This window comes from Pedobacter sp. PACM 27299 (assembly GCF_001412655.1).
GTDB lineage: Bacteria > Bacteroidota > Bacteroidia > Sphingobacteriales > Sphingobacteriaceae > Pedobacter.
In genome coordinates, this window is the sequence record NZ_CP012996.1 from 972,399 (window position 1) to 985,472 (window position 13,074).

Here is a 13,074-nt window from a genome sequence, read left to right on the forward strand (position 1 = left end):
TTATGCGCAGAAAACCGGCTTTCATCACACTCGTATACCTTGCTTTAGGAGCTTCATGGCTAATTTTGGGCAGTCAGTGGATTCGTTACCTGGATCAGAGTATGCCGGAAAAGGATATGCGCTTTCTGTATGGCTATAAAAACCTCATTTTTCTATTTATTTCCGGACTCATTCTATTTGTGCTGATAGAAATGTATCGGAGGAGTATCTCCAGAATGGAAAACAACTATAAACAGCTTTTTGAGGGTTCTATTGCCATCATCTATGTTTTTGACCGCAAGAGTTTCCGATTATTGGAGGTAAATGAAAGGATGGTAGAACAGTACGGTTATACCAAACCAGAATTGTTAAAGATGACAGTAATGGACCTTCGACCGGAAGCGGAGTTTAGTAAACTGACCGAATATCTTAAATCTCCACATAAGGAGGGGCGGGCGACAGAGGTTTGGCTTCACAAAACTAAAAGTGGAAAAATCTTTCATGCGCTGATTTCTCATCATAGAACTACCTACAAAGGACAGGATGCTTACACCGTGATTGCGATCGATATTGAAGTTTACGTGAAAGCAGAAGAGCGGATCAAAGAGCTGTTAAAGGTATATGAAACGGTAACTAGTGTAACGAATGATGTCATCTGGGAATATTGCCCTGGAACAAATGAACTGAAATGGCAAAATGGTTTCTCGGAAATTTTTGGCTATACTGAAGACTTAAGGGAAAATACCAAAGAATGGATTCTGACTAAGGTGCACCCGGAAGACCAGGAGTATATGGAACAGAGTATGGCCGAAAGCCTGGAGCAACTAAGTAATTCCTGGCGTTGCGAATACCGCTTGCAATGTGCCGATGGTAGTTATAAATACGTCTCTAACCAGGCCTTTATCCTGCTGGATGCTCATGGCCAGGCAGAAAAAATGGTAGGCGCCCTGAGAGATATTACGATCCGTAAGAATTATGAACATCGTTTGCTGCGTAAAAATGAAATACTTAAAAACATTGCCTGGGAGAATTCTCATAAGTTCCGCAAACCAGTCAGTAATATCATAGGAATTCTGAACCTGATGAAAATCGAAGAAAAAGGTATGGATGCGACCTTGTTAACCATGCTGGAACGTTCCGCACTGGAACTGGATGAAATGATCAGTAAAATAAATGAGCGTACCAATCTTATGGGGGAGGAGAAGTAGTTTTTCCATTTTATAGGATATTTATATCATCATTATTGCCGTTTTTTAATATGTGGCAAAATTGTTGCTAGTACTTCGCCGAAGTTCAATTTAAAAACAATTTAATATGATCAAAAGAATACATGTGCTTGAAGATGATGAAGATATCAGGTATATCATTGGCGTTTTACTTAAAGATGAAGGATATGAATTGCAACTATCGTCTACTTTTTCAGAGCTAAAAGGGAAACTGAAAGATTCAGTACCTGATTTATTCATTTTGGATGTGATGCTGCCTGATGGAGATGGAGCCGAAATCTGTAAAGATTTAAAATCGGATATGTTTACCAAACATATTCCAATTATTGTCATGTCTGCAAACGATCAGAATAAAGAATTAAGTATTGCTGCAGGTGCTGATGACTATGTGAGCAAACCCTTTGATATTGACTACATCGTGAAAAGAATTAATAAGTTATTGCTGGATTAATTCGGAATACTACATATAATAACGGCCCTGGATATTTAAAATATTCAGGGCCGTTTTTTTTACGCCAGACTATGAAATATTGGCCTGGCTTAAAATAGAAACAGGGATAAACCTTGGAGAGGTATCCCTGTTAATTGATAGTTGGCCCACCACAGACCAACCTAAACCAAACAAACTATGACTATAACGGATATAATTATGTGATAGTTTTAAGTATTTGAAATTAAACATTTCTATGACAATAGGCAGTAGTTATCCTCCTAAGATCTTGAAGCTACGTCAATGAATAATCTGAAATTGAAGCCCTTCTTCAGACGACTATTAATAGCTCCTTTTGATACTGATAATGCCTGTTTTTAATTCGGAAAGATTGAATCACAGTTGTTTACGTTAATCCTGTTCGACAGCGCTTATTTTACATTGATATATATTATATTTGGACCAAATACGAGAATAAAATGTCAGATCAGAAAAAAGAAATATTTGATGGCGTAGCTCAACGCTTAAAAATTGAAGGATTTAATGTGGTCAATCGTGATGAAAGCCGCCCATGGGGAGGTTTTTTCGTAATTGACGAAGACCAGGCACAACAATTTGCCAATGTTTATTTCGATGGACTAAATGTTGATGAATTGAAAATATCAGGTAAACTGAGCCCTAAAATATTAATTGTTGCCCCAAACACACGTTTATCATGGCAATATCACCACCGCCGTGCCGAAATATGGAGAGTAGTAAATGGTACAGTAGGTGTTTGTACCAGCGATACAGACGAACAAGGTGAAGTAAAACAACTGACACCTGGTCAAACTATTAAATTAAAACAAGGCGAAAGACACCGTTTAATCGGTTTGGACGATTGGGGAATTGTTTCCGAAATCTGGCAGCATACAGATCCAACAAATCCATCAGATGAAAGTGATATTGTAAGAGTACAAGACGATTTCGGCAGATAAAACCGAATGGACCTGATTTAATCCCGTATAGGTAAAACTTTTACGGGATTTTTTTTGCTATTTTGCAAGCCAAACACCAAGATCTGCCATAGGTCAATATTACGTATATACACAAATATGATTATTTTAGTTTTCTTCCTTTTACATTGGTTCCTCTCCTTATTTTCACAAACTTTCTTTTTACATCGTTATGCCTCTCATAAAATGTTTAAAATGAATGCCTTTTGGGAGAAGTTCTTTTATGCCATTACTTTCTTGTCGCAAGGCTCCTCTTTCTTAAATCCAAGAGCTTATGCCATCCTGCACCGGATGCACCACGCTTTTTCTGATACAGAGAAAGATCCGCACTCTCCACATTTTGTTAAAGATGTATGGGGAATGATGATCAAGACCAAAAATATTTACCTGAATTACTCCAAATTTAATGTGGAACCAGAAGAACAATTTAGAGATAAATATCCTTCCTGGCCGATTATTGATAAAATTGGAGATTCATGGATTACCAGAATGGTCTTTATAGGCTTCTATGTCTGGTTCTACGTGACTTTTGCAACCGCTTGGTGGATGTTCCTTTTATTGCCGATCCATTTCTTAATGGGACCGATTCACGGGGCTGTTGTCAACTGGTGTGGTCATAAATATGGTTATTCGAATCATGATAACGATGATCACAGCAAGAATTCCCTTCCTTTAGACTTCCTGATGCTAGGCGAATTGTTTCAAAATAACCACCATAAAAAACCAAATAATCCAAACTTCGCTTCGAGGTGGTTTGAATTTGATCCTACTTATCCATTAATGAAGGTGATGCACTGGATGCACATCATCCGAATAAGAAAAGTCTAAAAGCAACTAATATGGCAACACCCTATCTTATCTTAATTTGTTTAGTAGCGTGTTGCCTGGTCATGGCACTGGTTTGGTGCTGGGCCGTTAAAATTAACAATGCCGGGGTAGTTGATGTCTTTTGGGCACTCAACTTTCCCCTGATTGCCATCCTTCTCTTTTTTCTGGCTGATGGACTTGAACTCAGAAAACAGCTGATCTGCAGTATGGTGGTCATAGCCGGACTTCGTCTCGGTGCGCATCTATGGCAAAGGGTCATCGGCCATCTCCAGGTAGAGGAAGGTCGTTATCAACAGCTCCGTAAAGAGTGGGCGCCCCATGAAAATAAAAAGTTCTTCTGGTTTTTTCAGTTTCAGGCTTTCTCCAATGTAATCCTTGCTATTCCTTTTTTTCTGATTGCCGGCAATAAGGATACGCATATTCATACCCTTGAATATTTCGGAATTGGCCTTTGGGTGATTGCCGTACTCGGAGAATCCATCGCGGATATGCAGTTGAGCCAGTTTAAAAAAGATGCCTGCAACAGGGGCAAGGTTTGTCAGCTGGGATTATGGAACTATTCCCGCCATCCCAATTATTTCTTTCAGCTGCTCCTATGGGTCGCTTATTTTCTTTTCGCCCTGTATGCCCCATGGGGATGGATCGCCATCAGCAGTCCGGTCATCATTGGTTACCTGCTGTTCAAAGTAACTGGTATTCCCGCCACAGAAGAACAGGCCCTCCGTTCCAAAGGTGAGTTATACCGCCAATATCAGCAAAGTACCAGCGTATTTGTTCCATGGTTTAAAAAGCAGGTTTCTACCCTGAAATAAAAAACCATTCGTACTTAAATAACGTATAGTTAAAGTAATCAGCGATACTTTAACACAAAGATTCATGTGGTACGATACTTTAATTGAACAGAACAAATTACCAGATTTTATATTACGCAGCGGGATTCGCAGATTGCTAAAAAAACGTCTTCAGGATGAGACTCTAGGGGATGCAGAAGCTCAGCAGCATCGGCTGAATAAGCTGATTGCAAAATTGAAAACCGAACCCATTGCCGTTCATACGCAAGATGCAAATCAGCAGCATTATGAGGTGCCCACTGCTTTTTACCAATATTGTTTGGGCAAACATTTAAAATATTCTAGTGGGTATTGGAATCCAGGGGTGACCTCTTTGGATACTTCCGAGCAGGATATGCTTGAGCTGAGCACCAAGCGTGCAGATTTGAGAGATGGCCAGTATATTCTCGAACTGGGCTGTGGATGGGGATCTCTCACTTTATTTATGGCTCAAAAGTACCCCAGCAGTCAAATCACGGCAGTCTCCAATTCTGCAACGCAAAAGGCCTATATCGACCAGGCAGCAAGAGAAAGAAACCTGCACAACATTACGGTCCTCACTGAGGACATCAACGTATTTAATAGCCCCGTTCAGTTTGATCGTGTCCTTTCCGTAGAAATGTTCGAGCACATGCGTAATTATGAATTGCTGATGGGCAAAATTGCTTCCTTTATGAAAGATGATGGCCGACTGTTTGTCCACATTTTTAGTCACCACTCATTGGCGTATAAATTTGAGGTGAAGGATGAAACAGATTGGATGAGCAAGTACTTTTTTACCGGGGGGATCATGCCATCCAATCACCTGTTGCTTTACTTTAATCAACACCTTACTGCAGTGAATCATTGGGTGGTGAACGGTACAAATTACGCGAAAACATCCGAAGCATGGCTTAAAAATATGGATGCAAATAGAAAAGAAATTATGCCTATTTTAAGGGAAACGTATGGTGCAGACCAGGCCCTGAAATGGTGGGTCTACTGGCGCCTGTTTTATTTGTCATGCGCAGAATTATTTGCCTGTAACCAGGGCAATGAATGGATGGTTTCTCATTACCTGTTTAAAAAGAAAGCCTGATGGAAAAAGTCGCAATTATAGGTACTGGTATTGCCGGAATGGGTTGCGGTCACCTGCTCCAAAAGAAATACCATCTTACTTTTTATGAAGAACAGGACTATATTGGCGGACACACCAATACCATTACGCTCGAAGAACATGGGGAACCCGTTTATATAGATACCGGATTCATGGTTTTCAATCAGCAGACTTATCCCCAGCTGTCCAGGTTATTCGATAAAATACATGCGCCGGTAAAGACAACTGATATGTCTTTTAGCGTACAATACCTGCCCGATCACCTCGAATATAGCGGATCAAGTCTGAACCATCTTTTCGCACAGCGAAGGAACTTATTCAACCCTTCCTTTTTAAAGATGCTGATGCAAATCAACCGCTTTAATAAAGAAAGTGTGGCTATTCTTGACCAGCCGAAGTACGAAAATTACTCCATAGGCAAGTACATCAGCGAATTTGGTTATAGCCAGGATATGCTCTGGAAATACCTGATTCCGATGAGCTCAGCAGTATGGTCTACACCAATGGAGCAAATTCTGGACTTTCCTGCAGTATCATTGATCAGGTTCTTTAAAAATCATGGTTTCCTCGGACTAGACACCCAGCATCAGTGGTATACGCTTCACAATGGCAGTCAATCTTACCGCGAATTATTGATCAAGCCTTTTAAAGATAGAATCCAGCTGCGGAAGAAAGTAGTGGAAGTATCAAGAATGGCCGATGGGAAGGGGAGTGTACTTGCTGCGGATGGGAGTTCCGCCATATATGACCGCGTCATTCTAGCGTGCCATGCCGATCAGGCATATGGGATGGTAAAGGATAAAACCCCAGATGAACTGCGCCTGCTTTCTAAGTTTAAATACCAGCCCAATAAAGCAGTTCTGCATACTGACAGTAATTTAATGCCTAAAAAGAAACTGGCCTGGAGCAGCTGGAATTACCGGGTAGAAAAACAAGGCGATGCTTTGGTGCCTAGTACCATTTACTGGATGAATCGACTGCAGCAGGTGTCCAATCATCAGGACTATTTTGTTTCCATCAATCCTTCCAGTTCAATTGATACAAAAAAGATTATCCGTGAAATTGATTATGAACACCCCTTATTTGATGTTCCTGCAATGCAGGCACAAAAGGAGCTGCCAATTCTCAACCAGCATGGCCCTCTTTATTATTGTGGGAGTTATTTTAAATATGGTTTTCATGAAGATGCGTATGCCAGCGCAGTTGCACTTTGTGAAAATTGGTAATGATCATTGACAATGAATTCTTCTTTATATAGCTGTAGGGTAATGCACCATCGGCTGGCGCCTAAAACGCACAGCTTTGGCTACCGCGTATACCTGTTTTACCTGGATATTGAAGAACTGCCCATGCTTGCTAAAAAGCTGAGCTGGCTAAGTGTCAATCGCTTTAACCTGTTCAATTTTCGGGATAAGGACCATTTGCATTTGCCGAAAGAAATTGCCGATTGGCATCAGGATTCAGGGCAACAGAGCTCTACTGATCAAAATAAAAATCTGAGGGATAAACTCAGGAAATACCTGTATAAAAATGGATTAGAGCTGGGAGCAGGCCGTGTGATGCTGCTTACTAATCTTGCGGTTTTGGGTTATAACTTTAATCCGGTTTCATTTTACTTCTGCTTTGATGAGCAGGGGGCTCCGCTCTGTGCGGTGGCAGAGATCAGCAACACCTTCCGGGAGATGAAATTATTTCTGATTAAAAAAGAAGAAATGAAAGAGGAGAGGTTCCGGCAGCGGATCGAAAAATATTTCTATGTATCTCCTTTTATTGATCTGGATACGCTGTTCGACTTCGACCTGGCTATCCCCAATGAAAAATTAACCATTCGTATTGATGATTATGATCAGCAGGGCAATCGTTTTTTCCTAAGCACATTGATGGGGGATAGAAAGCCTTTAACCAACACAAATTTGCTGCGTTATTTTTTCTCAATACCCATGATTCCACTTCAGGTGATGAGCCTGATTCATTGGCAGGCCTTCTTATTGTGGAGGAAGAAATTCTCTTTTCATAAAAAGAAAGCAAACCAACATCTCCAAAAAGACGTATATAAACCTTTAAAAACGAATTAAAATGAGGTCTTCGCTTGCCATTACCAGACACAGCGCTGGATTTTACGAAAAACTAGTCTTGAATGCTCTGTCTAAAATGACAAAAGGCAGTTTAAAGATTACCTTGCCAGATGCTCAGGAAATACAAATTGGGGAAGCGCAATCAGTCTTAAAAGCCAATATTCAAATCACAGATGCCGCCTTTTTTAAAAACCTGATGTTATATGGTGACATTGGTTTTGGTGAAGCCTATGTAGATGGTTTATGGGAAACAGACAGTATTACCGATGTCATCAAATGGGTGCTGCTCAATATTGAAAATGCACCTTCTGTTTCTGGAAGCCAGCATAAAACCTGGGTATTAAACATATTCAAATGGTTAAACAGAGTATATCATAACAGCAGATCAAATAGCATCTCCGGTTCTCAAAAAAATATTTCTGAACATTACGACCTGAATAATGATTTCTTCTCGCTGTTTCTGGATCCTTCTATGACCTATTCCAGTGGTTATTTTTATAAAGAAGGATTGACCCTTGCAGCAGCTCAGGAGGCAAAATACCAGAGGCTTTGTACGCAGCTGTGCTTAAAATCTACAGATCATGTGTTGGAAATTGGAAGTGGATGGGGGGCTAATGCGATCTTTATGGCTAAAAATTACGGCTGTAAAGTCACCTCTGTAACGATTTCTAAAGAACAGCAGCATTGGGCAATGGATCAGGTTTGCGCAGCCGGTTTATCTGACCTGGTTACTGTGGAAATTATGGATTACAGAGACCTTAAAGGAAGCTTCGATAAGATAGTTTCTATTGAGATGCTGGAAGCAGTAGGACATAATTATTATCAGGAATATTTTAGTAAATGTAATGAACTGCTAAAAGCTGAGGGAATCCTTGCCTTTCAGGTGATCACCAGCCCGGACTCCAGATATGATAGCTTGCGTAAAGGAGTAGACTGGATTCAGAAGCATATATTTCCGGGCTCTTTACTGCCATCTGTAGCGAGAATAAATGAGGCGATCAATAAAACCAGTAACCTGACCATGGTTGATTTAAAGGATTTAGGCTTAGATTATGAACGGACATTGCAATTGTGGATGGAACAGTTTAACAGGCACCGTCTGGCAGTAAAAGCGCTGGGCTTTGACGATCGGTTTATTCGGAAGTGGCAGTATTATTTTAATTATTGTGAAGCGGCTTTTGCGATGAGGAACATCAATGTAATGCAGATGGTGTATGTGAGGCCGAACAATACAGCCAGGTAAATTTCAAAATCTACATCATTACTTTCATGCTGAAATCTTTTGCCCTAAAGAGAGACAAAATTATCAAGGTCTAAAAGTAACGATATAGATTTTCAGGTGTAAAACCCAATATTCGACTATAGAGTAGTTCTTTATTACACCGTATTCTGATCCTTATAATGTATTATTCTACTGGAGTTAAGTATTGTGTATACGAATAACCTTGTTCTCCATCATCGGTTTTAATGAGCCACCACTGGTCATTTTCTTTTCCAACAAGTGTTACAATTTCATGGCGGGCAGCTTTACCAACGATATCATCATTGGTACTTGGACCTTTGCGAATGTTGAGGTTGGAGCTGTTGGTGGTTACCTTTAACTTAGCGCCTTCAGGGATACCAGCTACACTATTGATGTTCATCACGAGGTCTCCTGAAGCATAATTTGGATCAAGGCGTTCGTAAGTATCCCAGAGCTGTTGTTTTACAGCACCACTGGTAGCACCATCAATATATAATACGCCATCCTGTTCACGAACATTTAAGTCGTTTACACCTGCGCTGGTTGCCGCATCAATAAGTTCTTTATATTTTTCTTGTAAAGCCATTTTTCTGTCCTCCTGGATTATTTAATCACCAATTGATTGTCTACCTTTTTAGGTTTCAAAGCATTTATTGCCATCATTAATTTTTGAAGGTCGGCTTTTTTAAGTTCTCCTTTTAAAGTAACCACACCATCGTTCACTGTTGCCGCAACTGTAGGAAAGTCCTTTGTAGCATCTTTTACCGCAAGTGCTAATGGGGTATCTGCACTCACTTCAACTTTAGCGACTTCTATAGTGAGGTTATTCACTATAGATTTCACTCCTGGAACTGCTGCTGCAGCTTTTCCCAAAGCATCTTTACTTGCTTCGTCTGTCACCTGTCCGGTAATTGTAACGACACCTTTGTCGACAGCAACACCTGACGCAGATAAGTTAGGGCTCGACTGGATTGCAGCTTCAACCGCGGTTTTTAGATCAGCATCTTTCGGCGTGCTTTTACATCCGGCAATTGCAGCCACCATAAAGGCAGTTACCATAACCAGAGCCATCATTTTGCTCATTAGTTTTTTCATGTTTAGATAGATTTTGTTTAAACTATTGTTGCTCACCTTTTTGTTAAGCGTGTATCTACAAGATAGCTAAATAACTTAACGTCTGATGTTAAAAAAAGTTTAACAAAATTGTTTTTTAAACAGTACTGGAAACTAAATTATTTGAAGAAAATCAATTGTAAATATATTTTCCCAATTATTTAATGCACTTAAATAAAGGCTAAGAAAGAAAAAATCCCCTGGCTCAAAAAACTCCCTGTAATTAGTATCCCTGTAATTTAGCCACCCTGCAATTTAACTTCCCCAAGTATTTTGACCATTAACAAAAAAAGCAAGCATGCTATGAGAAGACCTAGAAAATTTTACCCTTTTTCAGGGTAAAAGATTTCAGTCGTCGAATAGTCTTGCTTGCTTTTTTAGAAGAAGGTTAAAGTACCTTTCTTTTATCCTTTTGCTGCGCTGCCTTTAGAACTCCATCTGCGGCTGCCGCTGCTAGGTGTTCTTTTGGCTCCGCTCAGGTTAGGCTCGCGTTGTCCGCCACCTTGACCTTTACCGCCAGATGGCTTACCACCACCATTACCAGCTCTGCTATTGCCGCCACGAGAACCGCCACCACCACGTGAACCACCGCCACCTTTAGGTTTTTCAGTTGCCGCGCTCATCAGGCTTTGCCAGCTCATCGCATACGGATGATCTTCCGTTACCGGAATATTCAGCGCAATTAATTTTTCAATATCTTTCAAAAACTCTCTTTCTTCCGCATCGCAGAAAGAAAGTGCTGTTCCACTTAATCCCGCACGACCCGTACGACCGATTCTGTGTACATAAGTTTCTGGAATGTTTGGCAATTCATAATTGATCACATGTGCCAATTCATCCACATCAATACCACGTGCTGCGATATCTGTAGCCACAAGAATCCTTGTTGCTTTAGCTTTGAAATTAGTCAATGCCCTTTGTCTGGCGTTTTGTGATTTATTACCGTGAATTGCTTCAGCTTTAATTCCTACTTTAATCAGATCCTTAACGATACGGTCTGCACCATGTTTAGTTCTGGTGAAAACCAATGCTGTTTCGATCGACTTATCCTGTAAGATGTGAATCAATAAGTTTTTCTTATCGTTCTTAGCTACGAAAAACATTTCTTGTTTGATCTTTTCGGCAGTAGAAGATACTGGAGTAACCTCTACTTTCAGAGGGTTTGTTAAGATCGTATCTGCAAGTTTTTGAATCTCTTGGGGCATGGTTGCCGAGAAAAACAAAGTCTGTCTTTTTACAGGCAGCTTGGCAATTACTTTTTTAACATCATGAATGAATCCCATGTCCAGCATTCTGTCGGCCTCATCCAGAACAAAGATTTCAACATCCTTCAGGTTGATAAAACCTTGGTTCATTAAATCTAATAGTCTGCCTGGAGTGGCGATCAAAATATCTACACCACGGTTTAGCGCATCAGTTTGTGCTTTTTGGCCTACACCACCGAAGATCACCAAATGACGAAGCGGTAAGTTTTTACCATACGCTTTAAAGCTTTCCTCAATCTGGATAGCCAATTCGCGTGTTGGTGTTAAAACCAATGCTTTGATGTTCTTATGAACTTTAGTATTTGTGTGAGGCTTGCTTAGCAACTGAAGCATAGGAATTGCGAAAGCGGCAGTTTTACCTGTACCGGTTTGCGCGCAGCCTAATAGATCTCTGCCTTGAAGTATAGTTGGGATGGATTGTTCTTGTATAGGGGTAGGTTGTGTATAACCTTCTGTTTGGAGCGCTTTTAAAATTGGCTCAATCAGGTTTAATTCTTCGAATAACAATGTGTTTGTCTTTTAATGTATAATAATGAAACGAAAGAATATCGTTCAATGCAAAGATACGTATAACTTTTGGCTTTTAGGTAATTCGCTTATTTCTAGTTAAGTGGTTGCTGGTTAGCTGGTTTGTTTTCTTTGAAGCGGCTAAAAAATAATAAGGCGAGCACACAGAGTACAAAGCCAACGACTCCATTTAAGCGCAGTCCATAATCATGTCCGGGGTCTTTTCCATACACCGTCAGCATGGCGAAAATTGCAATTCCCAGCGTCTGACCGAGTTTAACAAACAGGTATTTTACCGCAAAAAACATCCCTTCATGATTTTCTCCTGTTTCTTCGGTGTCTTTCTGGGCAATATCGGCAAGGATGGCATTGGGCAGAATACCGAGTGCAGCAAGGGGGAAGGAAGCACAGCACACCAGGATTATCATCTGCATGGTGGGAGAAAAAGGAAGTTTTCCCAGGAAAAATATAGTCACAAATATCAGGCTGAGCACCCCAAAAGCAAGGAGCACCAATGGCTTCTTTCCAAATCTTTTAGCCCCATAATTGATGAAAGGATAGAAGACCAGCGATAGGAGTACCATGATGCCCATAAACTTCCCGCCGTCGGAATCTGGTAAACCTAATAACACAGTGACGAAGAACAGCAGTCCACTGGAAATGATGCTCAATGCGATGTAATAGCTGAAATCTGAAATCAGGTAATATTTGAAATTTGAATTCCTGAACGTGTTTCTTATCGCTGGCAGTAAAGCGATATGTGTTGGCTTGGCATTGGTATATTCTTTTTCATTGATAAAGATAATCGGCAGGATCATAACCAATCCGGAGAAAATACTGAGGCCCCAGATGGTATACTGCAAGGCTTCTGCACGTTCGGTTAACGGGAAAAATTGCTGTATCAGATCTGCATAATTATTACATAAAGCGGCCAGGATCATCCCCAATACAAAACCAACCTGCTGATACGTAGAAAGCCGTACTTTCTGATCAGCACTGTGCGTCAGCTCTGCCAGTAAAGCATTGTATGGAATGATATACGTGGTTACAGAAATGAAAAAACCGGCCAGCACAAAGGTCAGCCACCAAGCATTGGTAATGCTTTCGCCCTTCACTAATGGGTAGAAAACCAGCGCACAAAAAATAACTGCGGGTACAATCGCGTATTTCATGATCGGGATTCGCCGGCCTTTGGGATGATTGCTGGCATCACTCACCGAAGCTATAAAAGGATCATAAAGCGCGTCAAACAATCTGCCGGAGGCGGCAATGAGCGATAAAATATTGAAAGCCCCGAATACCAATAATTGCGGCACCAGTGGATATAAGCCTGAATTGTTTGGCGGCAGGTAAAAGTAAGGCAGCATCACAATGATCAGATTGGTCATGATGCTCCAACCCATCATTCCGGCAGCATAGGCGATTTCTTTTCTTAAAGGCAATGGTTTTATCGGCATATTCTATAATTCGGATACTGGTCTGTTTTA

Annotated in this window: 13 protein-coding genes; 9 read left to right on the plus strand and 4 right to left on the minus strand. The window is 40.6% G+C overall.

The features are described from left to right. The first annotated feature begins 2 nt into the window (after positions 1-2). The 9 genes from AQ505_RS04080 (at position 3) to AQ505_RS04120 (ending at position 8,702) form a co-directional block, all read left to right on the plus strand. A complete protein-coding gene (locus AQ505_RS04080) occupies positions 3-1,187 on the plus strand; it encodes a PAS domain-containing sensor histidine kinase (RefSeq protein WP_062546995.1) in 1,185 nt (394 codons plus the stop codon). A 106-nt stretch (positions 1,188-1,293) separates the two neighbouring features. Continuing rightward, positions 1,294-1,656, plus strand: coding sequence for a response regulator transcription factor (locus tag AQ505_RS04085; RefSeq protein ID WP_062546996.1), 363 nt, complete (start codon positions 1,294-1,296; stop codon positions 1,654-1,656). Between the two features lie 458 nt (positions 1,657-2,114). Beyond that, positions 2,115-2,612, plus strand: coding sequence for a phosphoheptose isomerase (locus AQ505_RS04090; RefSeq protein ID WP_062546997.1), 498 nt, complete (start codon positions 2,115-2,117; stop codon positions 2,610-2,612). A gap of 117 nt (positions 2,613-2,729) precedes the next feature. Beyond that, the gene (locus AQ505_RS04095) at positions 2,730-3,458 is read left to right on the plus strand and encodes an acyl-CoA desaturase (RefSeq protein ID WP_062546998.1); all 729 of its coding nucleotides are present in this window, start codon (positions 2,730-2,732) and stop codon (positions 3,456-3,458) included. A gap of 11 nt (positions 3,459-3,469) precedes the next feature. Beyond that, the gene (locus AQ505_RS04100; RefSeq protein ID WP_082461413.1) at positions 3,470-4,270 is read left to right on the plus strand and encodes a DUF1295 domain-containing protein; all 801 of its coding nucleotides are present in this window, start codon (positions 3,470-3,472) and stop codon (positions 4,268-4,270) included. A 64-nt stretch (positions 4,271-4,334) separates the two neighbouring features. Beyond that, positions 4,335-5,366 (plus strand): SAM-dependent methyltransferase, encoded by a 1,032-nt coding sequence (locus tag AQ505_RS04105; protein WP_062547000.1) that lies wholly within the window; start codon positions 4,335-4,337, stop codon positions 5,364-5,366. Beyond that, positions 5,366-6,610, plus strand: coding sequence for an NAD(P)/FAD-dependent oxidoreductase (locus tag AQ505_RS04110; protein WP_082461415.1), 1,245 nt, complete (start codon positions 5,366-5,368; stop codon positions 6,608-6,610). The genes AQ505_RS04105 and AQ505_RS04110 overlap by 1 nt, the downstream gene beginning before the upstream one ends. Positions 6,611-6,622: 12 nt before the next feature. Then, positions 6,623-7,459: a DUF1365 domain-containing protein gene (locus AQ505_RS04115; protein ID WP_082461416.1), complete on the plus strand. Its 837-nt coding sequence runs from the start codon at positions 6,623-6,625 to the stop codon at positions 7,457-7,459. 1 nt (position 7,460) lies between these two features. Next, entirely contained in the window at positions 7,461-8,702 is a 1,242-nt protein-coding gene (locus AQ505_RS04120; protein ID WP_062547003.1) for an SAM-dependent methyltransferase, read from the plus strand. Positions 8,703-8,865: 163 nt separating this feature from the next. On the opposite strand, the gene AQ505_RS04125 is transcribed toward AQ505_RS04120, so the two are convergent. The 4 genes from AQ505_RS04125 to AQ505_RS04140 form a co-directional block, all read right to left on the minus strand. Continuing rightward, a complete protein-coding gene (locus AQ505_RS04125; protein ID WP_062547004.1) occupies positions 8,866-9,288 on the minus strand; it encodes an SH3 domain-containing protein in 423 nt (140 codons plus the stop codon). A 17-nt stretch (positions 9,289-9,305) separates the two neighbouring features. Further along, positions 9,306-9,797 (minus strand): BON domain-containing protein, encoded by a 492-nt coding sequence (locus AQ505_RS04130; protein WP_062547005.1) that lies wholly within the window; start codon positions 9,795-9,797, stop codon positions 9,306-9,308. A gap of 422 nt (positions 9,798-10,219) precedes the next feature. Continuing rightward, positions 10,220-11,587 (minus strand): DEAD/DEAH box helicase, encoded by a 1,368-nt coding sequence (locus AQ505_RS04135; RefSeq protein WP_062547006.1) that lies wholly within the window; start codon positions 11,585-11,587, stop codon positions 10,220-10,222. Between the two features lie 95 nt (positions 11,588-11,682). Beyond that, positions 11,683-13,044: an MFS transporter gene (locus tag AQ505_RS04140; protein WP_062547007.1), complete on the minus strand. Its 1,362-nt coding sequence runs from the start codon at positions 13,042-13,044 to the stop codon at positions 11,683-11,685. Positions 13,045-13,074 lie beyond the last annotated feature (30 nt).